The 23,999-nt window shown below is 75.7% G+C and carries 29 protein-coding genes; 3 read left to right on the plus strand and 26 right to left on the minus strand.

What is annotated here, in order from left to right; all coding sequences use genetic code 11:
- Positions 1-23 precede the first annotated feature (23 nt).
- A complete protein-coding gene (locus tag ACWENR_RS14365; protein WP_452277445.1) occupies positions 24-1,331 on the minus strand; it encodes a low temperature requirement protein A in 1,308 nt (435 codons plus the stop codon).
- Between the two features lie 239 nt (positions 1,332-1,570).
- A complete protein-coding gene (gene yczR / locus ACWENR_RS14370) occupies positions 1,571-3,028 on the minus strand; it encodes a MocR-like transcription factor YczR (protein ID WP_452277446.1) in 1,458 nt (485 codons plus the stop codon).
- 58 nt (positions 3,029-3,086) lie between these two features.
- Between yczR and yczE the strand changes: the two genes are divergently transcribed.
- Entirely contained in the window at positions 3,087-3,740 is a 654-nt protein-coding gene (gene yczE, locus ACWENR_RS14375; protein ID WP_452277447.1) for a membrane protein YczE, read from the plus strand.
- 53 nt (positions 3,741-3,793) lie between these two features.
- Positions 3,794-4,255, plus strand: a complete 462-nt coding sequence (locus tag ACWENR_RS14380; protein ID WP_452277448.1) for a hypothetical protein — start codon at positions 3,794-3,796, stop codon at positions 4,253-4,255.
- Positions 4,256-4,377: 122 nt separating this feature from the next.
- Here the strand turns inward: ACWENR_RS14380 and hisF are convergent, their stop codons facing one another.
- From hisF to hisD, 12 genes are all read right to left on the minus strand, one after another.
- A complete protein-coding gene (hisF, locus tag ACWENR_RS14385; RefSeq protein ID WP_452277449.1) occupies positions 4,378-5,145 on the minus strand; it encodes an imidazole glycerol phosphate synthase subunit HisF in 768 nt (255 codons plus the stop codon).
- Between the two features lie 93 nt (positions 5,146-5,238).
- Positions 5,239-6,240 (minus strand): NADP-dependent oxidoreductase, encoded by a 1,002-nt coding sequence (locus ACWENR_RS14390; RefSeq protein ID WP_452277450.1) that lies wholly within the window; start codon positions 6,238-6,240, stop codon positions 5,239-5,241.
- Positions 6,237-6,662, minus strand: a complete 426-nt coding sequence (locus ACWENR_RS14395) for an organic hydroperoxide resistance protein (RefSeq protein WP_452277479.1) — start codon at positions 6,660-6,662, stop codon at positions 6,237-6,239. Before ACWENR_RS14395 ends, ACWENR_RS14390 begins: the two co-directional genes overlap by 4 nt.
- A gap of 5 nt (positions 6,663-6,667) precedes the next feature.
- Complete coding sequence (locus tag ACWENR_RS14400; protein WP_452277451.1) at positions 6,668-7,111, minus strand: MarR family winged helix-turn-helix transcriptional regulator; 444 nt, start codon at positions 7,109-7,111, stop codon at positions 6,668-6,670.
- A gap of 79 nt (positions 7,112-7,190) precedes the next feature.
- Positions 7,191-7,580, minus strand: coding sequence for a RidA family protein (locus tag ACWENR_RS14405; RefSeq protein WP_452277452.1), 390 nt, complete (start codon positions 7,578-7,580; stop codon positions 7,191-7,193).
- Entirely contained in the window at positions 7,577-8,302 is a 726-nt protein-coding gene (gene priA, locus ACWENR_RS14410) for a bifunctional 1-(5-phosphoribosyl)-5-((5-phosphoribosylamino)methylideneamino)imidazole-4-carboxamide isomerase/phosphoribosylanthranilate isomerase PriA (RefSeq protein ID WP_452277453.1), read from the minus strand. Before priA ends, ACWENR_RS14405 begins: the two co-directional genes overlap by 4 nt.
- A 16-nt stretch (positions 8,303-8,318) precedes the next feature.
- The gene (locus tag ACWENR_RS14415; RefSeq protein WP_452277454.1) at positions 8,319-8,642 is read right to left on the minus strand and encodes a hypothetical protein; all 324 of its coding nucleotides are present in this window, start codon (positions 8,640-8,642) and stop codon (positions 8,319-8,321) included.
- 54 nt (positions 8,643-8,696) lie between these two features.
- Positions 8,697-9,329 carry an imidazole glycerol phosphate synthase subunit HisH gene (gene hisH, locus ACWENR_RS14420; RefSeq protein WP_452277455.1) on the minus strand — a complete coding sequence of 211 codons (633 nt, stop codon included), beginning with the start codon at positions 9,327-9,329 and terminating at the stop codon, positions 8,697-8,699.
- 43 nt (positions 9,330-9,372) lie between these two features.
- Positions 9,373-9,546 carry a hypothetical protein gene (locus ACWENR_RS14425; RefSeq protein WP_176737412.1) on the minus strand — a complete coding sequence of 58 codons (174 nt, stop codon included), beginning with the start codon at positions 9,544-9,546 and terminating at the stop codon, positions 9,373-9,375.
- A 58-nt stretch (positions 9,547-9,604) separates the two neighbouring features.
- Positions 9,605-10,216 (minus strand): imidazoleglycerol-phosphate dehydratase HisB, encoded by a 612-nt coding sequence (gene hisB / locus ACWENR_RS14430; RefSeq protein ID WP_452277456.1) that lies wholly within the window; start codon positions 10,214-10,216, stop codon positions 9,605-9,607.
- A gap of 37 nt (positions 10,217-10,253) precedes the next feature.
- On the minus strand, positions 10,254-11,342 hold the full coding sequence (locus tag ACWENR_RS14435) for a histidinol-phosphate transaminase (RefSeq protein ID WP_452277457.1): 1,089 nt from the start codon (positions 11,340-11,342) through the stop codon (positions 10,254-10,256).
- A 49-nt stretch (positions 11,343-11,391) separates the two neighbouring features.
- The gene (gene hisD / locus ACWENR_RS14440) at positions 11,392-12,714 is read right to left on the minus strand and encodes a histidinol dehydrogenase (protein WP_452277458.1); all 1,323 of its coding nucleotides are present in this window, start codon (positions 12,712-12,714) and stop codon (positions 11,392-11,394) included.
- A 106-nt stretch (positions 12,715-12,820) separates the two neighbouring features.
- Here hisD and ACWENR_RS14445 point away from each other — a divergent pair, with 106 nt between their 5' ends.
- Positions 12,821-13,525 carry an LON peptidase substrate-binding domain-containing protein gene (locus tag ACWENR_RS14445; protein ID WP_452277459.1) on the plus strand — a complete coding sequence of 235 codons (705 nt, stop codon included), beginning with the start codon at positions 12,821-12,823 and terminating at the stop codon, positions 13,523-13,525.
- On the opposite strand, the gene ACWENR_RS14450 is transcribed toward ACWENR_RS14445, so the two are convergent.
- The 12 genes from ACWENR_RS14450 to ACWENR_RS14505 all read right to left on the minus strand — a co-directional run bounded on the left by ACWENR_RS14450 (position 13,440) and on the right by ACWENR_RS14505 (position 23,993).
- Complete coding sequence (locus ACWENR_RS14450) at positions 13,440-14,417, minus strand: DUF2567 domain-containing protein (protein WP_452277460.1); 978 nt, start codon at positions 14,415-14,417, stop codon at positions 13,440-13,442. The genes ACWENR_RS14445 and ACWENR_RS14450 overlap by 86 nt on opposite strands.
- A gap of 56 nt (positions 14,418-14,473) precedes the next feature.
- Positions 14,474-16,105 (minus strand): AAA family ATPase, encoded by a 1,632-nt coding sequence (locus tag ACWENR_RS14455; protein ID WP_452277461.1) that lies wholly within the window; start codon positions 16,103-16,105, stop codon positions 14,474-14,476.
- A gap of 285 nt (positions 16,106-16,390) precedes the next feature.
- Positions 16,391-17,335, minus strand: a complete 945-nt coding sequence (locus ACWENR_RS14460) for an RluA family pseudouridine synthase (protein WP_452277462.1) — start codon at positions 17,333-17,335, stop codon at positions 16,391-16,393.
- Entirely contained in the window at positions 17,332-17,943 is a 612-nt protein-coding gene (lspA, locus tag ACWENR_RS14465) for a signal peptidase II (protein ID WP_452277463.1), read from the minus strand. The genes ACWENR_RS14460 and lspA overlap by 4 nt, the downstream gene beginning before the upstream one ends.
- 66 nt (positions 17,944-18,009) lie before the next feature.
- Positions 18,010-18,429, minus strand: a complete 420-nt coding sequence (locus tag ACWENR_RS14470; RefSeq protein WP_452277464.1) for a TraR/DksA family transcriptional regulator — start codon at positions 18,427-18,429, stop codon at positions 18,010-18,012.
- A gap of 223 nt (positions 18,430-18,652) precedes the next feature.
- Positions 18,653-20,152: a potassium/proton antiporter gene (locus ACWENR_RS14475; RefSeq protein WP_452277465.1), complete on the minus strand. Its 1,500-nt coding sequence runs from the start codon at positions 20,150-20,152 to the stop codon at positions 18,653-18,655.
- A 22-nt stretch (positions 20,153-20,174) separates the two neighbouring features.
- Entirely contained in the window at positions 20,175-20,480 is a 306-nt protein-coding gene (locus ACWENR_RS14480; RefSeq protein WP_452277466.1) for a DUF167 domain-containing protein, read from the minus strand.
- A gap of 8 nt (positions 20,481-20,488) precedes the next feature.
- Complete coding sequence (locus ACWENR_RS14485; RefSeq protein ID WP_452277467.1) at positions 20,489-21,100, minus strand: hypothetical protein; 612 nt, start codon at positions 21,098-21,100, stop codon at positions 20,489-20,491.
- Positions 21,101-21,174: 74 nt separating this feature from the next.
- Positions 21,175-21,978 (minus strand): DivIVA domain-containing protein, encoded by an 804-nt coding sequence (locus ACWENR_RS14490; protein ID WP_452277468.1) that lies wholly within the window; start codon positions 21,976-21,978, stop codon positions 21,175-21,177.
- Between the two features lie 44 nt (positions 21,979-22,022).
- Entirely contained in the window at positions 22,023-22,328 is a 306-nt protein-coding gene (locus ACWENR_RS14495) for a YggT family protein (protein WP_091104877.1), read from the minus strand.
- Between the two features lie 30 nt (positions 22,329-22,358).
- Complete coding sequence (locus tag ACWENR_RS14500) at positions 22,359-23,054, minus strand: cell division protein SepF (RefSeq protein WP_452277469.1); 696 nt, start codon at positions 23,052-23,054, stop codon at positions 22,359-22,361.
- Between the two features lie 192 nt (positions 23,055-23,246).
- Positions 23,247-23,993, minus strand: coding sequence for a YggS family pyridoxal phosphate-dependent enzyme (locus ACWENR_RS14505; protein WP_452277470.1), 747 nt, complete (start codon positions 23,991-23,993; stop codon positions 23,247-23,249).
- Positions 23,994-23,999: the final 6 nt, after the last annotated feature.

Here is a 23,999-nt window from a genome sequence, read left to right on the forward strand (position 1 = left end):
GCCGGGCGCGGGGCCGCCGGCCGTCACAGGTGGTGCCCCCGCCACCTCGTCTGCTCGACCTCGGCGGCGAGCTGCTCCTCCAGCGCCACCTGGCGCACGTCCCGCCGTCGCGGGGCGTCGACGACCGTCTGCGCGGCGACCGTCGCGACGGCGGCCAGCGCCAGCACGGCCAGCGCCACCAGCTCCGGCAGCCGGCCGACGACCGGGACCAGCACGCCGAGGAGCGCCACCCCGGCGACCGACGGCCACCGGGGCGCGCCCAGCGCCCGCCTGCCGAGCAGGATCAACGTGATCAGATAGGTCGCGACCCCGCCGTAGAGGGCCAGCAGGTCGAACCCGGGCAACGGCACCCCCCAGGTCGGGGTCTCCGGGGCGGCCCCCTCGTAGATGAGCCCCTTGAGGCCGAGGGCGAAGAGGATCACGCCCGCGATCAGGGGCAGGTGCAGGAGCGTGTAGACGTCCCGGGCCAGCGCGGCGCGGGCGGCCCGGTCCCGGGTGCGGTGCAGCGTCTGCTCCATGGCGAGGGCGAGGGTGTCGAAGTACGCCCACCACAGCGCCGCGACCACCGCGACGCCGAGGACCGCCGCGATGATCACCGGCCAGGTCACCGGCAGCGCGGCGCCGGTCCCCGGCCCGAGGCCGAGCGCGATGATCGACTCCCCCAGCGCCACCATGATGATCAGGGCGTGGCGTTCCGCCCAGTGCCCCGCCGAGAGCACCGTCCACCCGGCGCCGCCCAGTGCCGCGCCGAAGCCGTACTCGACGCCCAGCGCGGCGAGCCACAGCGCCAGCCGGAGCAGTTGCTCCGCCGTGCCCTCGGAAACCCGGTGCGGCACGAGGGCGGCGGCGAGCAGCAGCGCCGTCGCCAGCAGCACGGGCAGCACGAACGGCAGGGTCCGGCGGCGCACCGCCCGGTCGGCGCGGGCCACCCACAGGAAGATCGTCACCTCGGACGCGCGGACCAGGAAGTAGCAGACAGCGAAGACCACCGGACCGGACAGCCCGCCGGGCCGGTCGACGAAGGCCTTCGGCAGGATCAGCGCGAGCACGAAGACGGCCGCGGCGAAGCCGAACAGCGGCGCGGTCCCCTGGTCGGTGCGGACCACGTTGCCCAGGGCGGCGAAGCCGCTCCAACACCACCAGAGCAGGGCGAGCAGGACCAGGCACTGGACCAGCCCACGCACGGTCGGGTTGCCGGCGGTCGCCGTGGTGACGTTGAGGAAGGCGAAGACGAAGACGAGGTCGTAGAAGAGTTCGAGCCGGGTGGTGCGGGAACCCGGCGCGCTCGGCTGGATCCCGCGCGGCCACCGGACGCCGCCCGTGCTCTCCACCAGGGCAGTGTTTCAGCCGACGCGACGCCCGGGGGCCGCATCGGCGCAGCCGGGCCACGACGCCGGCTCGGCGAGCCCGGCCGCCGAGGCCGGTTCGGTGCGGCCGGCCGAGGGCCGGGGTGGCCGCGCCCGATCGCCGAGGCCGGTTCGGTGCGGCCGGCTCGGCGAGGCCGGTTCGGCGAGCCCGGCCGAGGGCCGGGTGGTCGCGCCCGTTCGCCGAGGCCGGGCGGCGCACCGGGTCAGGCGATGACGGCCGGCTCCCGCCAGCGCGGCCGGCCGCCCCGGTCCAGGTCGTACCGGACGGCGGCGATCCGGCCGACCGCCTCGACCAGGTCGGCGACGGGCAGGGTGAACGGCAGCCGGAGGAAGCGCTCCAGCGTGCCGTCCAGGCCGAACCGGGGTCCGGGCGCCAGCCGTACGCCGACCTCCTCGGTGGCGCGGGCGAGCGCGCTGGAGATCGGGCCGTCCAGCTCGGCCCAGAGGGTCACCCCGCCGTGCGGCACGGTGACCCGCCACTCGGGCAGGCGCTGCGCGAGCGCCGCCAGCAGCGCGTCGCGCTGGGCGGTGAGCTGCGCCCGGCGCGCGGCGACGATGGCCGGGGCGTCGGCGAGCAGGTGGACCGCGACCAGTTGGTCCAGCACGGGACTGGCCATGTCGACCCCGACCCGGGCGGCGGCCAGCCGCTGCACCTGCGGGGCCGAGGCGCGGACCCAGCCGATCCGCAGGCCGCCCCAGAACGGCTTGCTCATCCCGCCGATGGTGATCACACGGGAGTGCCGGTCGTGGGCGGCGGTGGGCGGGGGCAGCACCGTCCCGTCCAGCGGCAGGTCGACGAAGGACTCGTCGACGACCAGGTCGGTGCCGACGGCGTGCGCGGTGGCCACCACCCGCTCGCGCAGCGACGCCGGCATCAGGTGGCCGGTCGGGTTCTGGAAGTCGGGGATCAGGTACGCCAGCTTGGGCCGGACCTGGCGGAGGCTGCCGAGCAGCAGGTCGGCGTCCCAGCCGGGCTCCTCGACGGCCAGGCCGTGGGTGGTGATCCGGGCCCGCCGGGCCGACAGCGCGGCCAGCGCGTTCGGGTAGCTGGGCGCCTCCACCAGCGCGGTGCCGCCGGGCGCGAGGGCCAGGCGGAGCACCAGGTCCAGGGCGTGCTGGGTGCCGTTGGTGACCATGATCTGGTCGGGCGAGGTGGGCAGGCCCCGCGCGGTGTACGCGGCGGCCACCGCCTCGCGCAGCTCGATGATCCCGGTCGGGTGGTAGCCCGCGCCGCCCAGGTATCGCGGCAGGTCCTCGGCCGCGGCCCGGGCGGCGGGCAGCAGTTCCGGCGGGGCGGCGAGCGCGGCCACGCCGAGATCGATCATGTCCCGGTCGTCCATCGGGGTCCACAGCCCGGTGCTCGCCACCCGGTGGGTGCCCGGGAGCATGGTCCAGCTGCCGGCGCCGCGCCGGCTGGCCAGGTGGCCGCTCTCGCGCAGCTCCCGGTACGCGGCGGTGACCGTGGTGCGGCTGATCTTCAGGGCCTCGGCCAGTTCGCGCTCGGCCGGCAGGCGTACGCCCAGCGGCAGCCGGCCGTCGGCGAGCAGGCCGCGGACGGCGCCGGCCAGGGCGGCGTAGTCGGGGCTGCGCCGGCGGCCCGGAAGGGCATGCCACTGCCCCAGGAGCCGTGCCAATTGGGTGCCTCGGACCTGACTCGTCATGGCCACCCCTCCGATATTGGCTCTTCCAGGCCGTCAATTGGACCCTAGAGTGGCATGAGTGACAGCGATTGGCAATCTCCGTCAGCGCCCCGTGCGGCGGCTGACCCAGCTCTACGCGGGGCTCGTCCTCTACGGCCTCAGCATGGCCCTCCTGATCAACTCGGGGCTGGGCCTCGACCCGTGGGACGTGTTCCACCAGGGCCTTTCCGAGCGGACCGGCCTCTCCTTCGGCACCGTCACCATCGCGGTGGGCGCGGTGGTGCTGCTGCTCTGGATCCCGCTGCGGCAGCGCCCGGGGCTCGGCACGATCAGCAACGTCCTGGTGATCGGGCTGGTGGTGGACGCCGCGCTGGCCGTGCTGCCGGCCGGCGGGCCGCTCGGCGTACGGACCGGGCTGCTGGTCGCCGGCATCGTGGCCAACGGCGCGGCGACGGGCCTCTACATCGGCGCCCGCCTCGGGCCCGGCCCCCGGGACGGCCTGATGACCGGCTACGTGGCCCGGCGGCCCGGCCGGTCGATCCGGCGGGTCCGCACCGTCATCGAGGTCACCGTGCTGGCGCTGGGCTGGCTGCTCGGCGGCACGGTCGGCGTCGGCACGGTCGCGTACGCGCTCGCCATCGGCCCGCTGACCCAGGTCTTCCTGCCGCTGTTCACCGTCCCGCAGCCGGCGGAGCCGACCCCCGCCCCGGTCGGGCCGCTCCCCGCGACCTGACCCGACCCGGCGGCGGTGTTCCCTTCCGCCGCGCCGCCCGGCAGAATCCTGGCATGGGGGAGAACGGTTGGCGCTGGAGCGACGCCTGGATCTTCGTCTCGCTGGTGATCGCGAGCGGCGCCGGACGGCACCGCCGCGCGGCGTCGAGCCGGCGGCCCGAGGGCGTGCGCCTGGCCGACGTGCTCTCCACGGCCGACCACCTCAACCAGACCATCCCCGAACGGCACGAGGTGGAGGCGGCGGTCCGCCGTCTCGCCGGGGCCGGGCTGGTCAGCGTCACCGACGGCTGGTTCCGCATCACCGCCGACGGTGAGCGGCTCTGGCGCACCCGGCCCAGCGCCGGGGTGGCCACCACCGTCGACACGGTGCAGGGCGTGCTCAGCCGACGGCACACCCCGGGCAGCGCGGAGTGGCACCTCGACGAGGAGGAGCACGCCGCGGCCGTCCAGGAGTACGTGGTGCGGTCGATCCCGGCGCCCCGGCGCTCCCCGGAGAACCGACCCCGCCGGGACTGACCCGCCGGCTCCCGGCGCCGGCCGGGCGGGCGTCGAGACGGCGCCGCCGGCGACCGGCGGCGCGGGGACTGGCGGGCGTCGAGACCGCCCCGCGACCGACGGCGCGGGGAGCGGGCCGGCCGTCAGCGGACGGGGTGGCCGGCCCCGCGCAGCGCGTCCTTGACCTCGGCGACGGTCAGCTCGCCGAAGTGGAAGACGCTGGCCGCGAGCACGGCGTCCGCGCCCGCGCCGATCGCCGGGGCGAAGTGCGCGACCTCGCCCGCGCCGCCGCTGGCCACCACCGGCACGTCGACCACCCGGCGCACCGCGGCGATGAGTGCGAGGTCGAAGCCGGCCTTGGTGCCGTCGGCGTCCATCGAGTTGAGCAGGATCTCGCCGGCCCCCAGCCCGGCGGCGCGCCGGGCCCACTCGACCGCGTCCAGCCCGGTGCCGCGCCGGCCGCCGTGGGTGGTCACCTCGAAGCCGCTGGGCGTGCCGCCGGCCGGCGCGCGCCGCACGTCCAGCGAGAGCACCAGCACCTGCCGGCCGAACCGGTCGGCGATCTCGGCGATCAGCTCGGGGCGGGCGATCGCGGCGGTGTTCACCCCGACCTTGTCCGCGCCGGCGCGCAGCAGGGTGTCGACGTCGGCAACCTGCCGGACGCCGCCGCCGACGGTCAGCGGGATGAAGACCGACTCGGCCGTGCGGCGGACCACGTCGAGCATGGTGCCCCGGTCGCTGGCGGAGGCGGTGACGTCGAGGAAGGTCAGCTCGTCCGCGCCGGCCCGGTCGTACGCCGCGGCCAGCTCCACCGGGTCGCCGGCGTCGCGCAGGTCGAGGAAGTTGACCCCCTTGACCACCCGCCCGGCGTCCACGTCCAGACACGGGATCACCCGTACCGCCACCGTCATGCCGCGAGCCTATCCTTCCCGGCCACGCCGGTGACCGGCCGGTGAGGCCGGCCACCGCCGTGGACCGCTCCGACGCCGCGCGGGCGCCCCTCCTCACACCCGGACGAGCATCTTGCCCAGGTTCTCGCCGCGCAGCAGGCCGAGGAACGCCTCCGGGGCGTTCTCGATGCCGTCGACGACCGTCTCGTCGTAGGAGACCCTGCCGTCCCGCAGCCAGCCCGACATCTCCCGGACGAACTCGTCGCGCAGGTGGCCGTGGTCGCCGACCAGGAAGCCGCGCAGGGTGAGCCGCTTGCCGATGACCAGCGCCAGGTTGCGCGGCGCGGCCGGCGGCTCGGTGTCGTTGTACTGGGCGATCATGCCGCAGATCGCGGCCCGGCCGTGCGCCCGCATCGCCGAGATCGCCGCCTCCAGGTGGTCGCCGCCGACGTTGTCGAAGTAGACGTCGACGCCGTCGGGCGCGGCGGCCCTCAGCGAGTCGCGGACCGGGCCGTCGTGGTAGTCGAACGCGGCGTCGAAGCCGAGCGCGAGCAGCCGCTCGACCTTGGCCGCCGAGCCGGCGCTGCCGACCACCCGCCCGGCGCCCCGCAGCTTGGCGATCTGCCCGACGAGGCTGCCCACCGAGCCGGCGGCGGCGGAGACGAAGACGGTCTCCCCCGGCTTCATCCCCGCGACGTCCAGCAGCCCGGCGTACGCGGTCAGGCCCGTCATCCCGAGCACGCTCAGGTAGGCGGTGACCGGGGCGAGGTCGGGGTCGACCTTGCGGGCGGTCTTCGCGTCGAGCAGGGCGTACTCGCGCCAGCCGAGGCCGTGCAGCACGGTGTCGCCGGGCCGCAGCCCTCCGGCCTCGCCGGCCACGACCTCGCCGACCGCCCCGCCGTCCAGGGGCGCGTCGAGCGCGAACGGCGGCACGTAGGACTTGACGTCGTTCATCCGCCCCCGCATGTACGGGTCGACCGACAGGTAGCGGTTGCGGACCACGACCTGGCCCGGGCCCGGCGTGGGCACCTCGGTCTCGACGAGCCGGAAGTTGTCGGCGCTCGGCCAGCCCTGCGGGCGGGAGGCGAGGTGGATCTCCCGGTTGCGGGTGCTCACCGCGCCTCCCGGACGGTGAGGGCGACCTCGACGTTGCCGCGCGTGGCGTTCGAGTAGGGGCAGACCTGGTGGGCCTGCGCGACGACCTGCTCGGCGGCGTCGCGCTCCACGGCCGGGAGGTCGACCACGAGGGCGACGGTCAGCCCGAAGCCGCCGCTGCCGTTCGGGCCGATGCCGACCTCGGCCTCGACGACCGAGCCGGTGACGTCGACCTTCGCCTTCCGGGCGACCATGCGCAGCGCCGAGTGGAAGCAGGCGGCGTAGCCGGCGGCGAAGAGCTGCTCGGGGTTGGCGGCGTCGCCGGCGCCACCCATCTCCTTCGGCACCGCCAGGCCCAGGTCGAGGGTGCCGTCGGAGGTGCGGACGTGGCCGTCCCGACCGTCCCCGGTGGCCCGGGCGGACGCGGTGTAGAGCACCTGCATGGTGGTCACTGCTCCTTCTGTCGGTGGATCGTCTCGGTGACCCGGGTGAGGGTGTCGCGCAGGGCGACCAGCTCGGCCTCGGTGAGGCCCGTGGCGCGGGCGACCCGCAGCGGCACCTCGCACATCCGGTGCCGCAGGGCCCGCCCGTCGCCGGTCAGGCCCACCTCCACCCGCCGCTCGTCGCGCGCCGACCGGGTCCGGACGACCAGCCCCGCCGCCTCCAGCCGCTTGAGCAGCGGGGAGAGCGTGCCGGAGTCCAGCCGCAGCGCGGCGCCGAGCTCGGAGACCGTGGGGGCGTCGTCGCGCTCCCAGAGCACCAGCAGCACCAGATACTGCGGATAGGTCAGGCCGAACTCGTCGAGGACGGGCCGGTAGACGTCGGTGAGGGCGCGCGACGCGGCGTAGAGCGCGAAGCACACCTGCCGGCGCAGCACCAGGTCATCGGTCACCCCGAAAAGATAGCCCGCAATTCAATTGCGCACAACTGATCGGGGCGCGCGATGGCCGTCCCTCCGCGCCGTGGGACGGTCAGCGGTCGCCGAGGTACGCCTCCAGCTCCACCTCGACCAGGTGGTCCGGATCGATCAGGCCGGCCACCACCACCATCGTGGCGGCCGGGCGGACGGCGCCGAAGACCGCGTTGTGCGCCCGGCCCACCTCGTCGGCGTACGTCCGGTCGGTCACGTACATCCGGGTGCGCACCACGTCGCCGGGCGCCGCGCCCACCTCGGCGAGCGCGTCCAGGCCGATCCGCAGCGCCTGGGCCGTCTGCGCCGCCGCGTCGCCGACGTGCGTCACCACCCCGTCCACGGTGGAGGTGCAGCCGGCCGTCCAGGCCAGGTCGCCGGCCCGGACGACCCGGGAGTAGCCGTAGAGCGACTCCCAGGGGCCGCCGGAGCCGAGCCGGGTGACGGTCACGCCGTCGCCAGGGTTTCCAGCGCCTGCGCCACCGTGAAGGCGCCCGCGTACAGGGCCTTGCCGGCGATCACGCCCTCCACCCCGATCGACTCCAGGGTCGCCAGCGCCCGCAGGTCGTCCAGGGTGGAGACGCCGCCGGAGGCGATCACCGGGGCGTCGGTGCGGGAGCAGACCTCGCGCAGCAGGTCCAGGTTGGGCCCGCGCATGGTGCCGTCCTTGGTGATGTCGGTGACCACATACCGCGCCGCGCCGGCCTTGTCGAGCCGCTCCAGCACCTCGTAGAGGTCGCCGCCGTCGCGGGTCCAGCCCCGGGCGGAGAGGGTACGGCCCCGCACGTCCAGCCCGATCGCGACCCGGTCGCCGTACTCGCCGCAGATCCGGTCGCACCAGACCGGGTCCTCCAGGGCGGCGGTGCCGATGTTCACCCGCGCCGCGCCGGTGCCCAGCGCCGCCTGCAACGACTCGTCGTCGCGGATGCCGCCGGAGAGCTCCACCTGCACGTCGAGCTGGCGCACCACCTCGGCCAGCAGGTGGGCGTTGGAGCCCCGACCGAACGCCGCGTCGAGATCGACCAGGTGGATCCACTCCGCGCCGTCCCGCTGCCAGGCCAGTGCGGCCTCCAGCGGGTCGCCGTACGTCGTCTCGCTGCCGGCGGCGCCCTGCACGAGGCGGACGGCCTGGCCGTCGGCGACGTCCACGGCGGGCAACAGGGTGAGGCTCACGATTCTTCTCCTCGGTTCAGGTACGACGGTCCAGGGCGATCACCACGATCGCCGGCAGTACGAGCAGCAACAGCACGACCAGCGCGATCCGCAGCGCCAGGTCGTCCACGAAGGACCAGATCAGCGTCACCGCGACCAGGGTCAGCAGCACGATCGCGGCCCGCTCGCCGCGGCTGTGCCGCGGCAGCCGACCCGTACGCCGGCGGCGCAGCGCGGGCGTGATCCGGCGGACCAGCGCGCGGCGGCGCTGCCGGCGGGCCGTCCGCCGCTGCCGGGTGAGGCGTTCCCGGGCCGCCTCGGCCTCCCGGGCCGCCCGACGGCGGGCCCGCTCCTTGCTCACGGCGTGCCCCGCCGGCGGCCGGAGGCGGGCCGGCGCGCCGCGCGGGGCGGACGCTCAGTCACCGGTGGGGAGCGTGGCGAGCCAGTTGCGCAGCAGCGCGGCACCGGTGTCGGCGGACTTCTCGGGGTGGAACTGGGCGGCGCACAGCGCGCCCCGCTCCACCGCCGCCACGAAGTCGGTCTCGTGGTGGGCGGTGGTGACCGTGGCCCCGGCGGCGGCCAGCGCCCCCGGGTCCGCGACGGCGTAGGAGTGCACGAAGTAGAACCGGCTGTCGGCGGGCAGCCCGGCGAAGAGCACCGACCCGGCCGGCGCCGTCACGGTGTTCCAGCCCATGTGCGGCAGCCGGGCGGCGGCCAGCCTCGTCACCCCGCCCGGGAGCAGCCCGAGGCCCTTGGTCACCACGCCGTGCTCGTCGCCGTGCTCGAAGAGCACCTGCATGCCCACGCAGATGCCGAGCACCGGACGGCCGGCGGCGACGCGCTCGGCGATCACCGGCCCGGCACCGAGCGCCTCGATCCCGGCCATGCACGCCGCGAAGGCGCCCACGCCCGGCACCACCAGGCCGTCCGCCTCGGCGGCGGCGGTCAGGTCGTCGGTGACGGTCACGTCCGCGCCGGCCCGGGCGAGCGCCCGCTCCGCCGAGCGCAGGTTGCCCGACCCGTAGTCGAGCACCACCACGCCGCTCACGCCGGCGCCCCCGTCCGCCCGGCGCGGAGCGTCGGCAGCCCGCTCACGAGCCCTCCCCCGGCAGCAGCCAGAGCACCCCGGCGGCCGTGGCCAGCACGGCCAGCAACGCGGTGACGACCACCGCGCCGCGCGGCGCGCCCTGCTTGTGCAGCGACCACGTGCCGCCCACCAGCACGCCGGCCAGGATCAGCAGCAACGTCGGCAGCACCTCGCCCATCAGCTCCGCCCTCCGTCGGCGACCACGGCCGGCCGCCGCGCCGCGTTCCACGCGCCCATCAGAGGGCGCCCTTCGTGCTGGGGATCGCGCCCGCGGCGCGCGGGTCGATCGCGGTGGCCTCCCGCAGCGCGCGGGAGACGGCCTTGAACTGCGCCTCCACCACGTGGTGGGCGTCGGGGTGGCCGCCGGGGCGGGCCGCCCGCAGCACGTCCACGTGCAGGGTGATCCGGGCCGCCTGGCCGAAGGACTCCCAGATGTGGCGGGTCATGCTGGTCGGGTAGACCGGCCCGATGTACGGCGCGAGCACCGGCTCGTCGTGCACCACGTAGGGGCGGCCGGAGAGGTCCACCGCGGCCCGGACGAGGACCTCGTCCATCGGCACGGTGGCCGAGCCGTACCGCCGGATGCCGGCCTTGTCCCCCAGCGCCTGGTCGAACGCGGCGCCCAGGGCCAGCGCGGTGTCCTCCATCGTGTGGTGGGCGTCGATCTCCAGGTCGCCGACGGTGCGCACGGTGAGGTCGAAGCCGCCGTGGCGGGCGATCTGGTGCAGCATGTGGTCGTAGAAGCCGACCCCGGTGCCGATCTCGGCCCGGCCCGTGCCGTCGAGGTCGATCTCGACGAGGACCCTCGTCTCCTTGGTGATCCGCTCCACCCGGGCGGTTCGGCTCATCACTTACCCTTCCATCGCGACTGCGGGGCTCGCACGCTCACTCCTCGCGCCCCCTCGGGAGCGTCCGCACCGCGGCGAGGAACGCGTCGGTCTCGGCGGGGGTGCCGGCGGTGACCCGCAGCCAGCCGGGCAGGCCGACGTCGCGGACCAGCACGCCGTGCTCCAGCAGGGTGCGCCAGGCGGCGGCCTGGTCGCCCCCGACCTCGAACAGGACGAAGTTGGCGTCGCTGTCGGCGACCCGGAACCCCGCGCCGCGCAGCTCCGCCACGATCCGGTCGCGCTGCGCGGAGATCGCCGCCACCGTGCCGAGCAGGGCGTCGCGGTGCGCCAGCGCCGCCCGGGCAGCGGCCTGCGTCAGCGCCGAGAGGTGGTAGGGCAGGCGGACCAGCTGCACCGCCGCCACCACGGCCGCGTCGGCGGCCAGGTAGCCCAGCCGGCCGCCGGCGAACCCGAACGCCTTGCTCATCGTCCGGGTCACCACCAGCCGCGGGTGCCCCGGCAGCACCGCCAGGGCGCTGACCGTGCCGGGCCGGGCGAACTCGGCGTACGCCTCGTCGACGACCACCATGCCCGGCGCGGCGTCGAGCACCGCCGCGACCACCGCCGGATCCAGGGCGGTGCCGGTCGGGTTGTTGGGCGAGCAGAGGAAGACCACGTCCGGCGCGTGCTCGCGGACCTGGGCGACCGCCTCGGCGGCGGTCAGCCCGAAGTCGACGCCGCGCCGGGCCGGCACCCAGCGGGTGCCGGTGCCCAGGGCCAGCAGGGGGTGCATCGAGTACGCGGGGACGAAGCCGAGCGCGCTGCGCCCCGGCCCGCCGAACGCCTGGAGCAGCTGCTGCTGGATCTCGTTGGAGCCGTTGGCCGCCCACACCTGCTCGACGGTGAGCCCGTGGCCCAGGTAGCCGGCCAGGTCGGCGCGCAGCGCCACGGCGTCGCGGTCCGGGTAGCGGTTGAGGTCACGCAGCTCCGCCGCGAGGGCCTTGCCGATCGCGTCCACCACCGGCTCGGGCACCGGGTGGGAGTTCTCGTTGGTGTTCAGCCGCACCGGCACGTCGAGCTGCGGCGCCCCGTACGGCGACAGCCCGCGCAGGTCGTCGCGGATCGGCAGGTCGTCGAGGGTCGTCACGCCGTCACCCCGCTCCGCCCGGCGACGCCCCGGCGGGGGCCGGGCCCGCTCACGACGCGGCTCCCGGGAAGCGGACGCTTACCGCCTGCCCGTGCGCCGGCAGGTCCTCCACGCCGGCGAGGGTGACCACGTGCGGGGCCACCTCGCGCAGCGCCTCCCGGGTGTATTCCACCAGGTGGATGCCGCGCAGGAAGGACTGCACCGACAGCCCCGAGGAGTGCCGGGCGCAGCCGCCCGTCGGCAGCACGTGGTTGGAACCGGCGCAGTAGTCGCCGAGCGACACCGGCGACCACGCGCCCACGAAGATCGCCCCGGCGTTGCGCACCCGCAGCGCCCACTCGCGGGCGTCCCGGGTCTGGATCTCCAGGTGCTCGGCCGCGTACGCGTCGACGACCCGCAGCCCGGCGTCGAGGTCGTCGACCAGGACGACGCCGCTCTGCTCGCCGGTCAGCGCGGTGGTGACCCGCTCGGCGTGCTTGGTGGCCGGCACCTGCCGAGCCAGCTCCCGCTCGACCGCGTCGACCAGCTCGACCGACGGGGTGACCAGCACGCTGGCGGCGAGCGGGTCGTGCTCGGCCTGGCTGATCAGGTCGGCCGCGACGTGCGCCGGGTCGGCGGTGTCGTCGGCCAGGATGGCGATCTCGGTCGGGCCGGCCTCGGCGTCGATGCCGACGACGCCGCGCAGCAGCCGCTTGGCGGCGGTCACCCAGATGTTGCCCGGGCCGGTGATCATGTCGACCGGGTCGCAGTGGGCGCTGCCCTCGGCGTCGACCGCCGCGCCGTACGCCAGCATCGCCACGGCCTGGGCGCCGCCGACGGCGTAGACCTCGTCGACGCCGAGCAGGGCGCAGGCGGCGAGCACCCGGGCGTCGGGCAGTCCGCCGTTGTCCCGCTGCGGCGGACTGACCACCACCAGCGAGCGGACCCCGGCCGCCTGGGCCGGCACCACGTTCATCACCACGGTCGACGGGTACATCGCCAGGCCGCCGGGGACGTAGAGGCCGACTCGGTCGACCGGCACCCAGCGCTCGGTCACCGTGCCGCCCGGCACCACCTGCGTGGTGTGGTCGGTGCGGCGCTGGTCGGCGTGGACCCGCCGGGCCCGGGCGATGGACTCCAGCAGCGCGGCGCGCACCCCCGGATCGAGGGTGCCCTCCGCCTCGGCGATCACCTCGGCGGGCACCCGCAGCACCTCGGGCGAGACCCCGTCGAACCGTTCGCTCGCCTCCCGGATCGCCGGGTAACCATGCTCCCGGACCGCCTCCACGAGCGGGCGGATCCGCTCGACCGCCACGGAGACGTCGAGCTGGGCACGGGGCAGCAGGCGGCGCGGGTCACGGACGCCGCCGCGCAGGTCGATCCGGTTCAACACCCCTGCGAGTCTAGGCGGCCCGTCCGGACGCCGACCCCCGCCGCCCGTACGCCGGGACGGTGAGCCGGGACACGCCGCCGCGCCGGGATCGGGCTACGCTCGACGCGTGACTGCGCGGCTGCCGGTGTTTCCGCTCGGAACGGTCCTCTTCCCCGGCCTGGTGCTGCCGCTGCACATATTCGAGGAGCGCTACCGCGCCCTGGTCCGGCACCTGGTCGGGCTGCCCGAGGGCGCCCCGCGCGAGTTCGGCGTGGTGGCCATCCAGGCCGGCTGGGAGGTCGCGCCCACCGCGCCGGACGGCCGCCCGCTGCCGGGCGCCGGCGAGGTCACCCTGCACGAGGTGGGCTGCACCGCGGAGCTGCGCCAGGTCACCGAGCGCCCCGACGGGGGCTTCGACATCGTCACCGTGGGCAAGCGCAGGTTCCGCATCGCCGACGTCGACCGCGAGGCCGCGCCCTACCTGACCGCCGAGGTGGAGTGGCTGCCCGAGCCGGGCGGGCCGGACGAGGTCGCCGACCTGCTCGCCGCCCGGGTCATCTCGGTGTTCCGGCAGTACCTGGGGCTGATCCGGGCCGACCAGGAGGAGCTGTCCGAGCAGCTTCCGGAGGACCCGACGGTGCTCTCCCACCTGGTCGCCGCGACGGCGGCGCTGACCGTGGCCGACCGGCAGCGGCTGCTCGCCGTCGACGACACCGCCGCCCGGCTCCGCGCCGAGCTGCGCCTGCTCAACCGCGAGGCGGCGCTGCTGCGCCAGGTGCGGGCGGTTCCGGTGCCCCTGGCGGAGCTGGCGTCCCCGCCGACTCCCAACTGACCCCGGGCGCGCCGGGCTCCGGCTCCGGGCGCAGCGACGGCCAGCGGGACCAGCCGGCCAGCAGGGTGTACGCCACCGCCGCGCCGAACGCGGGCAGCAGCAGGTTGCCGTGGGGCACGGGCAGCACGCCGAGCACCAGGTCGATCCCGCCGGCCCGCAGGTCCGCCGGCTTGCTGAAGGCCCGGCCGTCCGGGGCGGTCTCCAGCAGCCGCTGGTATCCGGCCAGCCCGACGCGCCGCCCGACCTGCCACGCGACCAGCGCCGCGCCGAAGGTGCCGAGCACGGCGGTGAGCAGACCGACCGGCCCCCGCACGCGGCGCAGCAGGAACCACAGCGCGAGCGCGGCGAGCACCCCGAAGCCGAGCCCGAGCAGGCTGAACCAGCCGTCGGCGGCGACCGGCTGCTCCGGCTGCGGCTCGGCGTAGATCGCGCCGTCGGGCACCTTGACCACCGGGGTGTCCGGGGCGAGCGCGGCCCAGAGCAGCCCGAGCGGCACGCCCAGGGCGGTCAGCGCGAGCACCGTGCCCGCCACGAGCCGCGCCACCCGGCGGCGCGGCAGCTCCGGCTCGGCCGGCGGGACCGGCTGGCCGACCCCGTAGGCCGGGCCGTAGGGGCCGCCGCCGTGGGCCGGGCCGTACTGGGCGGCGCCGTGGGCCGGGCCGTACTGGGCGGCGCCGGGGGCCTCGTGCGGGTGGGGCGCTCCATGGCCCCACGGGGCGGGCGGGTCGCCGGACTCGCGGGCGCCGTACGGGCCCGCACCGGGCGAGGCGTACGGGTCGGCGGGGGCGCTCGGGGACGGCGCGGCGGGCTCCGCCGGTGCCGCCGGCGCGGGGACGCCCGGCTCGTCGGTGCGGCGGCCGGGCCGGTCGGGTTCGGGGGTGTCCGCGCTCACCCGGTGATCCTCTCAGGCCGGACGGCGGCGTGGGTGGCCGGTGGCGGCACACCCGCTCACCGGGCGAACGGTTCCAGCATCACCGCCGCGGCCCTCAGCCACGCCTGCCGGGTCTCCTGCTGGAGCTGGTGGTACTCGATCGAGGAGCCGGTCTCCAGCGCCGGGTCGTACGGCACGACGGCGACGGCCCGGGTGCGGGTGGCGAAGTGCCGCTCCAGGTCGTCCTGCAACGGCGAGCGGCCCGGCGTGGGGCAGGAGATCAGGGTGACGGCGTTGTCGGCCAGCTCGCCCATGCCCACCTCGTGCAGCAGGTCCAGCATCCAGTCGGCGCTGAACGCGGCGTCCTCGCGCGGCACCGTGGTGACCACGAGCTGGTCGGCCGCCTGCATGACGGTGCGCCAGTTGGCGCTCTCCACGTTGTTGCCCGTGTCCACGCAGACCACGTCGTGGGTGCGGCGCAGCAGCTCCAGCACCCGCCGGACGGTGAACTGGTCGAGCCGCTGGGCGAACCGGGGGCTCTCCTCGCCGGCCAGCACGTCGTACGAGCCGTCGGAGGCGTGCCGCAGGTAGTCGTCCAGGTGCTCCAGCAGCTCCGGCCCCTCCTTGATCTCGATGTGCGCGAGGTCGCTGACGAGGTGCCGGATGGTGCGGGCGTGCCGGGCGCTGCCGGCGCGCAGCCCGAGGGTGCCGCGCAGCTCGTTGTCGTCCCACGCCAGCACGCCCCGCCCGCGCACGCTGCCGACGGTCGCGGCGGCCAGCACGGTGGCGGTGGTCTTGTGCACCCCGCCCTTGGGGTTGGCGAACGCGAGCACCCGGGGGGTGCCCAGGTCGCGGCGGAGCACCCCGGCGGCGCGCTCCGCCTCGCTCTCCGCGCCGCGCGGGCGCCACTCGACCCGGCCCGCGTAGCTGGCGGCCACGGGAGCGGCGGGCGGCGCCGGTGGCTGGTAGGCGGGCTCCGGCTGGTAGGTGGGTTCGGGCTGGTAGGCGGGCTCGGGCTGGTAGGCGGGCTCCGGCCGGTAGCCGCCGTCCAGCAGGGGGGTGTACCGGGACTCGGCCGGGGGCGGCTCGTGCCGGTAGCCGTTGTCCAGCAGCGCGTAGCGGGACTCGACGGGCTCGCGCCGGCGCCGCTGCGCCGGCACGACGGGCGGCGGCTCGGGCTGGTGGGCTGGCGGCAGGCGGTAGTCCGGCTCGGCCGCGTAGCCCGCGTCGGCCGCGTAGCCCGGCTCGGCCGTATAGCCCGCGTCGGCCGCGTAGCCCGGGTCGGCGGGGGAGGCCGGGTCGACGGGCTCCACCCGATAGGCCGGCTCGGCGGGATCCACCCGGTAGGCCGGCTCGACCCGGTAGGTGGCCTCGGCGCGGTAGCCCGCGTCGACCCGGCGGCCGTACTCCGCGTCGTGGCTTCGCGGGCCGGGCTCGGGGGCGTACCCCCCGGGCTCGGCGGCGTACGGCGGCTCGGGCGCCCGGCCGATGGCCGGCACCCGCGCGGCGTAGCCGTTGCCCGACGAGCGGCGGGGCAGCGGCTCCGGCGGGACCGGCGGCGGCGCGGCGTGCCGGTCGGTCTCGGCCTGCTCGGCCGGGCGACCGGCGTGCCGGGCGCGGTCGAGCAGCGCCCGCCACCGCGGTGCTGGTTCGGCCGGCCGCGCCCAGCCGGTCTCGCTGCCCTCCACGGCTCGCCCTCCCAGCGCCATCGACGTCCGCCTGACAGGCTACGAACGAAACCCTATTCGGACCACACCCGTCCGCGCACCTCCGGTCCTGCCCACCGGCACCCGGCCGGCTCCGCGACGCCCCCGGCGGTCGCGTCCGCCGAGGTGGGGCGGGCCGGCGGCGGGATTCCTACCGGCGCCGGCCCCGGCCAAAGACGGTGACGAATCCGTCACCCGAAGTGCGGGTTCCGACCTTTCGCCCACGCCGCGCCCCGCCCGCCCGGCGACGGCAGCCCTCGCGGGCGGCCGGGCCGGCCGGGCAGCCGCTCAGTCGCGCAGGATCTCCAGCGCCCGGGCCAGGTCCTCCGGGTAGTCGCTGACGAAGCGCACCTCGTCTCCCGTCCGCGGGTGCAGGAAGCTCAGCGAGCGGGCGTGCAGCCACTGCCGGGTCAGGCCCAGGCGGGCGGAGAGGGTGGGGTCCGCGCCGTACGTGAGGTCGCCCACGCACGGGTGGCGCAGGGTGGAGAAGTGCACGCGGATCTGGTGGGTGCGGCCGGTCTCCAGCCGGACGTCGACCAGGCTCGCCGCCGGGAACGCCTCGACCGTGTCGTAGTGGGTGATGCTGGGCTTGCCGCCGGAGACCACCGCCCAGCGGTAGTCGTGGGTGGGGTGCCGGTCGATCGGGGCGTCGACCGTGCCGCGCAGCGGGTCGAGGTGCCCCTGCACCACGGCGTGGTAGCGCTTCTCCACCTCGCGGTACTTGAACGCCCGCTTCAGCGCGGTGTAGGCCTGCTCGCTCTTGGCCACCACCATGATCCCGGTGGTGCCCACGTCGAGCCGGTGCACCACGCCCTGCCGCTCGGCGGCGCCGCTGGTGGAGATGCGGTGCCCGACGGCGGCCAGCGCGCCGATCACGGTGGGGCCGGTCCAGCCAGGGCTCGGGTGGGCGGCGACCCCGACCGGCTTGTCCACCGCCACGATGTCGTCGTCGGCGTACACCACCCGCAGCCCGGGCACCGCCTGCGGCACCACGGCGGGCGGGGCGGCCGGCGCGGGCAGGGTCACCTCCAGCCAGGAGCCGGCCTTGACCTTGTAGGAGTTGGCCCGGGCGACCCCGTCGACCAGGGCGTCGCCGGCGTCGACCAGGGCCGCGGCGGCGGTGCGGGAGAGCCCGAAGAGACGCGACACGGCCTGGTCGAGCCGGCTGCCGTCGAGGCCGTCGGGGACGGGCAGGGAGCGCTGGTCGCCGCCGGCGGCGAAGGCGGAGGTCATGCCGGCCCCCGCTGCCCGGCGTCGGCGGGCGCCGCCGGCTTCGCCGGCTCGTCCTTGCCGATCCGGCTGCCGTCGCGCTGGCGGCCGGTCAGCTCGAGCGCGACGGCGAGCACCACGCCACAGACCAGGGCGCTGTCAGCCAGGTTGAACACCGGCCAGACCCGGCCGTACGGGTCGAAGAGGCTGACCATGTCCACCACGTGCCCGACGAACCAGCCCGGGGCGCGGAAGATCCGGTCGGTGAGGTTGCCGAGCGCCCCGCCCAGCACCAGGCCCAGCGAGATCGCCCAGGGCAGCGAGCGCAGCCGCAGGGCCATCCAGAGGATCCAGCCGACCACGCCGATGGTGATCAGCGGGAAGACCCAGGTGTGGTCGGAGCCGATGCTCCAGGCCGCGCCGCTGTTGCGGGTGAGGGTGAGGTAGACCGCCCCGCCGAGCAACTCGACCGGCTCCCGGTCGGAGAGGGTGGCCAGGGCGAGGTGCTTGGTGGCCACGTCGGCCACGAGGGCGGTCGACGCGACGCCGAGCAGGACGGCGACGGCCCGGCGGCGGGCCGTGCCGCCACCCGGCTCAGCGCCGCCGGGCTCGGCGGGCGGTGCTTCGGACATCTGCTCCCCATCGACGCTCGCGGCGGCGCTCGCGCGCCGCCTCCCATGGCCGCCGGGGAGCGGGCCTCAGCGCCGCTCCTCCAGCTGCTTGCAGGTCACGCAGAGGGTGGCCGACGGGAACGCGGCGAGCCGCTCCACCGGGATCGGGTTGCCGCACCGCTCGCACCAGCCGTAACCACCCTCGTCGAGCCGCTCCAACGCCCGCTCGACCTGCGTGATCCGTTCCAGGATGCTGTTGGCGAGGGAGATCTCCTGCTCCCGCTCGAACGTCTTGGTCCCGGTGTCGGCCTGGTCGTCCCCGGCCGAGTCGGTCAGCCGGTCGCGCTGCAGCTCGGTGATCTCGCTCAGCGTCTGATCGTACTCGCCGCGCAACTCGTCACGTCGCGCCGCCAGAGCCGCCCGGATCTTCTCGGTCTCCGCCGCGCTGCGGGTGGCCTTCGCCACCGGCTTGCGGCCGGCGGTCCTGGTGTCGGCTGGCTTCGCCATCGTCGCTCCCTCGGCCACGGGACCGCGGCGGGCCGCGGCACCTGGACAGGGGCCGCCGGCACCGGCGCACCCCAGGTACAAAACGGGCGCGCGGCGAAGGGGCCGCGCACTCCGGAGATTCGCAAGAATACGGAACGTACAGGCGTCCGACAACGTGCCGCACCGACGCACCGCCGTTCGGCCCCGACTTATGCCTTATCGGGACAAAGGGAACGCTAGCAGATCAGCCGTCGCGATCCTCGCCGTACTCGCCAAACCAGCGGGCCAGTCGGCCGCGCCGGCTCACCGCCCGCAGCCGCCGCTCCGCCTCGTCGCGTACCCCGGCGGTCGCCACGATCAGCAGGCTGTCGCCCGTCTTCAGCCGGAAGTCCGGGCCGGGCACCACGCCCGTCCCGTCGCGCAGCACCAGCGTCACCGAGGCACCCGGCGGCAGCCGCAACTCGTCGACGTGCACACCCGCCAGCCGCGAGCCGGGCGGCACCTCCACCTGGAGCAGGTCGGCGCGCATCCGCTCCAGCGGGGCGGTCTCCACCCGGATCTCCGCCGCCTCGGCCGGAGCGGTCACCCGCAGCCGGCGGGCCACCGGCGCGAGCGTCCCCGCCTGGAGCAGCGTGAAGATCACCACCAGGACGAAGACCGAGTCGAAGAGGCGGTCGGCGCCGGGCACCCGCTCCGACAGCGGAATGGTCGCGAGCACGATCGGCACCGCGCCGCGCAGCCCCGCCCAGGACAGGAACGCCTGCTCGCGCAGGCCGAACCGGAACGGCAGCGCGGACGCCGCCACCGACAGCGGCCGGGCGAGCAGCACCAGCGCCAGCCCGGCGACCACCGCCGGCAGCACCGCCGAGCCCAGCCGGCCCGGCGTGACGAGCAGCCCGAGCAGCACGAACAGCCCGATCTGCGCCAGCCAGGCCAGCCCGTCGGCGAAGCCGAGGATCGCCTGCCGGTGCGGCAGCCGGGCGTTGCCGAGGATCACCCCGGCGACGTACACGGCGAGGAAGCCCGAGGCGTGCAGCACCGCCCCGGCGGCGTAGGCGAACACCGTCAGCCCGACCGCCGCGATCGGGTAGAGCCCCGCCGACGGCAGCGCGGCGTGCCGCAACGCCCAGCGCCCGCCGACGCCGGCCGCCAGGCCCACGGCCGCGCCGACGCCCAGCTCGTAGCTGACCAGTGCGGTCTCGTACCACCACGGGTGGGTCACCCCCTCCCGGGAGAGCAGCACCACCAGCAGCACGACCGGGGCGTCGTTCATCCCCGACTCGGCCTCCAGGGTGGCCACCAGGCGGGGCGGCAGGCGCAGCCGGCGCAGCGTGGCGAAGACCGCCGCCGCGTCGGTGGAGGAGAGCACCGCGCCGTAGAGCAGGGCCAGCCGCCAGTCCAACCCGAGCAGCAGGTGTACGGCGACGCCGACGACCAGGATGCTCACCACCACGCCGACGGTGGAGAGCAGGGCGGCGAGCCCGAGCACCGGGCGCAGCGTGCTCCACCGCGCCGTCAGCCCACCCTCGGCGATGATCACGATGAGCGCGCAGAAGCCGAGGGTGCGGGTCAGCTCCGCGTCGTCGAAGCGGATGCCCAGGCCGGTCTCGCCGATCGCGACGCCGAGCGCGAGGTAGACCAGGAGGCTCGGCACGCCTAGCCGGGTGGAGAGCCGCACCGCCCCGACCGCGACCAGCAGGACGGCCGCGCCCAGCAGCAGCGCGAGATCCAGCCCCGGCGTCACTGTCGCCTGGCCCGGGCGTGCGTCACCCGGCGGCCCCGTCGCGCAGCCGGCGCAGCGCCTCGGTCAGCTCCGGGGCGCGACCCTCGACCGTGAAGAGCTTGTCGCGGCTGGCCGCGCCGACCCGCAGCGACACCGCCGCCGGCCGCACGCCGAGCGCGTCGGCCAGCGCCCGCCGCGCCGCCTCGGTGGCCCGGCCGTCCACGGCCGGCGCGTTCACCGCGACCACCAGGGCGGGACCGTGCGGACCGTCGTACCGGCCGCCGACGCGGGCGCGGGCGGAGCCGGGCTTCACCCGGACCGCCACGGTCAGCGTGTCGTCCGTCGTCACCGGGTCGCTCAGCTCCGGCCCGCGTCGGCGAGCAGGGCGGTGTCCGGTGCGCAGTGGGCGCAGGGGGTGAAGCCGAGTTCGACGGCCTCGGCGACCGGCAGCGGCTCGTGGTCGCGGCCCACGAGGTGGGCGCAGTCGGCGAGGTGGTAGCGGGGGCGCCCGTCGACCACCCGCACCTCGGCGTCGAGCCGGGCCACCAGGGCGGCCGCCGCGGGCGGGACGTCCTGCGTGCCCGGCTCGTCGTCGTCGGCCGCGAGGACCATGCCGGGCCCGACGACCGGGGCCCCGACATCGGTCGCCGACGGCTCGGGCGGTTGCCGCCACCCGGGGCCGTCGGCGTCGATCGTCGGGGGAACATGCTGGACGGGGATCTCCGGCTCCACCGGCGGCCCGTACGCGAAGGACGGGTCGGCCGGTGGGGTCGCCGTGCGGGACGGCCGCTGCGGCCGCTCCGCCGCCGCCCGGTCGGCGGCCGCCTGGCGGGCGCCCACGACCAGCGCGACGGCGGCCAGCAGGCTGGCCGCGATCGAGACGACGAGAAGAACGCTGGAGCCCCCGGCCAGGCCGGCCACCAGCAGTACGACCGCGACGAGGATGAGCAGGAGACTCGCGACTATCACGGCTCACCCCCGCCGCGTCGTACTGATGAGGGGCGGTCGGCGACCGTCACGGTGCGACGGTCGCCGACCGGTGATCAGCGACCGGCTTCGAGAGCGCCGGAGCGACCGCCGCCGCCGTAGGAACCGGCGAGACCGGCGGTGGCGAGGCCGTTGCCGCCGGCCGCCCGGCTGCCCTCGCCACGGGTCATCTCGACCTCCAGGCCCTGGCCGCGGCCGTCGAGGTCGCGCAGCTGGCTCTCCAGGTAGGCCTTGAGGCGGGTACGGTACTCCCGCTCGAACTGCTTGAGCTCCTCGATGTGCTTCTGCAGCGCGGTGCGCTTGGCGTCCAGGCCGCCCATGGCCTCCTGGTGCCGCTGGCGCGCGTCACGCTCGAGGGCGTCGGCCTTGGCGCGGGCCTCGCGGGTGACCTCCTCGGCCTTGGTGCGGGCCTCGGTGAGCAGCTGGTCGGCCTCGCGACGGGCGTCGGAGACGTGGTCGTCGGCGGTCCGCTGGGCCATCATCAGCACCCGCAGCGCCTGCTGCTCGCCGTCGCCGACGACCGCCGGCCCACCGGTCGAGCGGACCTGCTCCAGCTCCGCCTGCATCGCCCGGGCGGCCTGCTCGGCCGCCGCCTTGTCGCGCTGCACCCGGTCGAGCTGGGCCTTGACATCGTTGAGCTCCGCCGCGAGACGGGCGTCGCCGCCGGGGCCGGCGGGGGCGCCGCCACGGCCGCCGCGCTCCACCTGGGCACGCAGCTCGTTGTTCTCCTCGATGAGACGGGCAAGCTCTCGCTCGACCTCGTCCAGGAAGGCGTCGACCTCCTCCTCGTCATACCCCCGCTTGCCGATCGGCGGCTTTTTGAAGGCGACGTTGTGGACGTCGGCCGGGGTCAGCGGCATCGAAACTCCTCGGGTCAGTTGCGGCCGCGAAAGCGCGTCGGTCATCAGCCAAGGCTCATGATCGACCGCCTCAACACGAACTCCATCAGCACGAACAGGATAACCAGGAGCACAAGTGAGGCCAGGTCGATGCTCACGGTACCAATTCGCAACGGAGGGATCACACGCCTCAACGCGTTGAGAGGGGGATCAGTGACGCTCCACACGATTTCCAGCCCCACCGATGCCCCGCGCCCCGGTTGCCAGCGCCGGCCGTACTGCAGGACGGCGCTCAGGACGAACCGGGCGAGCAGGGTGATGAGGAAGACATAGAGCACCAGGTACAGCACTTGCAGCACGATCGACAACACGACAGGCGACGTCCCTCGGTTCGGGCGGGGCTAGCTCAGGCTGAAGAAGCCGCCCTCGGCGATCTTGGCCTTGTCCTCCGCGGTGACCTGGACGTTGGCCGGTGAGAGCAGGAACACCCGATTGGTCACGCGCTCGATCGTACCGCGCAGGCCGAACGCCAGACCGGCGGCGAAGTCGACGAGCCGGCGCGCGTCCGCCTCGTCCATCTCGGTGAGGTTGATGATCACCGGTACGCCGTCGCGGAAGTGCTCGCCGATGGTGCGCGCCTCACGGTAGGTAGTCGGGTGCAGCGTCGTGATCTGGTAGCGCTGCTCCTCCTCGGCGACCACCGCCCGCTCACGCGGCTGGGTCTGCGGCGCCAGGGCCAGGTTGTCCCGGGTGTGGTAGGTCAGCGCCCCGCTGGTCTCGCCGGCCGTCGACCGGGTGATGGAGCGGACGCTGGACCGCTCCGCCCGCTCCGGGCGGTCGGCGTCGGCCCGCTCGGCGTCCGACGCGCGGGAGGCGACCCGCTCGGAGAGCCGGCCGCGGTCGCCGAGCCGGGACCGGGGCGCCGGCGGCTCCTCGGAGTCGTCCTCCTCGTCGTCGGCGAACTCCTCCGAGTACCGGCTCTGCCGGTAGCGTGAATCGCGGTAGCCACCCTTTTCGTAGCCACCGTCGTCGTAGGCCCGCTCGTCGTCCTCTTCGACCAGACCGAGCCAGACCCCCGCCTTGCGCAGTGCACCCATCCCGCGCCCTTCCCGTCCGCCGTGCGGCACGCGCCCCCGTGCCGTGTCGCTTGTCGCGAGTGGACCACTTCTGCCCACCGGACCGGTGCGGCAATCCCCTGGCGCGCGATTCGCGTCGCACGCCACGACCCCCGATGACGGGACGCCGCCCCTTCAAACAACACAGATGTAATTTGCTCTCTCACGGTCAGGCTACCGCAGCGTGGGACGCATTCCGAGCAACGCGCTGCCCACGCGGACATGTGTCGCGCCGTATCGGACGGCGATCTCCAGGTCGCCGCTCATGCCGGCGGAGAGCGCCCCGGCTCGCGGATGGAGCGTCCGGAACCCGGCGGCCACCTCGGCCAACCGGGCGAACGCCCGCTCCGGCTCCCAGCCCAGCGGCGCCACCGCCATCAGGCCGGTCAGCCGCAGTGCCTCGGCGCCCGCCACCGCCTCGGCCACCGCGTCGAGGCCGGCGTCCGGATCGGCCGAGCCCGGCAGCGCCCCGCCCCGGGCCGCGTCGCCGTCGATGCTGACCTGGACCAGCACGTCCAGCGGCCGGTCGCGGCCGGCCACCGAGGCCCGGTCCAGCGCCCCGGCCAGCCGGGCACTGTCGACGGAGTGCACCGCGTCGGCGTAGCGGACGACCGACCGGGCCTTGTTGCGCTGCAACTGCCCGATGAAGTGCCAGCGGGGCGTCACCCCGGCCGCGGCCACCTCGGCCGCCTTGGGCGACGCCTCCTGGTCGCGGTTCTCCCCCACGTCGAGCACGCCGAGACCGGCCAGGGCCACCACGTCCCCGGCCGGATAGGTCTTGGTCACCGCGATCATGGTGACCTCGGAGGTGTCCCGTCCCGCGTCGGCACACGCCTGCGCGATCCGGGACCGTACGCGGGCCAGGCCGGCCGCGAGTTCGGCGCGCCGGTCCGGGCGCACCGTGGCTGGGCTGTCGGTCATCGGCGG

This window comes from Micromonospora sp. NPDC004336, assembly GCF_053602615.1.

Excerpts from the sequence above, each read along its gene's own strand:
- ACWENR_RS14455 (WP_452277461.1), bottom strand. The coding sequence starts at position 16,105 with ATGGCGCTGGGAGGGCGAGCCGTGGAGGGCAGCGAGACCGGCTGGGCG.
- ACWENR_RS14490 (WP_452277468.1), bottom strand. The coding sequence starts at position 21,978 with ATGCCGCTGACCCCGGCCGACGTCCACAACGTCGCCTTCAAAAAGCCG.
- hisB (WP_452277456.1), bottom strand. The coding sequence starts at position 10,216 with ATGAGCCGAACCGCCCGGGTGGAGCGGATCACCAAGGAGACGAGGGTC.
- yczR (WP_452277446.1), bottom strand. The coding sequence starts at position 3,028 with ATGACGAGTCAGGTCCGAGGCACCCAATTGGCACGGCTCCTGGGGCAG.
- ACWENR_RS14380 (WP_452277448.1), top strand. The coding sequence starts at position 3,794 with ATGGGGGAGAACGGTTGGCGCTGGAGCGACGCCTGGATCTTCGTCTCG.
- hisF (WP_452277449.1), bottom strand. The coding sequence starts at position 5,145 with ATGACGGTGGCGGTACGGGTGATCCCGTGTCTGGACGTGGACGCCGGG.
- ACWENR_RS14425 (WP_176737412.1), bottom strand. The coding sequence starts at position 9,546 with ATGGGCGAGGTGCTGCCGACGTTGCTGCTGATCCTGGCCGGCGTGCTG.
- lspA (WP_452277463.1), bottom strand. The coding sequence starts at position 17,943 with ATGTCCGAAGCACCGCCCGCCGAGCCCGGCGGCGCTGAGCCGGGTGGC.
- ACWENR_RS14500 (WP_452277469.1), bottom strand. The coding sequence starts at position 23,054 with ATGGGTGCACTGCGCAAGGCGGGGGTCTGGCTCGGTCTGGTCGAAGAG.
- ACWENR_RS14470 (WP_452277464.1), bottom strand. The coding sequence starts at position 18,429 with ATGGCGAAGCCAGCCGACACCAGGACCGCCGGCCGCAAGCCGGTGGCG.
- ACWENR_RS14460 (WP_452277462.1), bottom strand. The coding sequence starts at position 17,335 with ATGACCTCCGCCTTCGCCGCCGGCGGCGACCAGCGCTCCCTGCCCGTC.
- ACWENR_RS14505 (WP_452277470.1), bottom strand. The coding sequence starts at position 23,993 with ATGACCGACAGCCCAGCCACGGTGCGCCCGGACCGGCGCGCCGAACTC.
- ACWENR_RS14395 (WP_452277479.1), bottom strand. The coding sequence starts at position 6,662 with ATGCAGGTGCTCTACACCGCGTCCGCCCGGGCCACCGGGGACGGTCGG.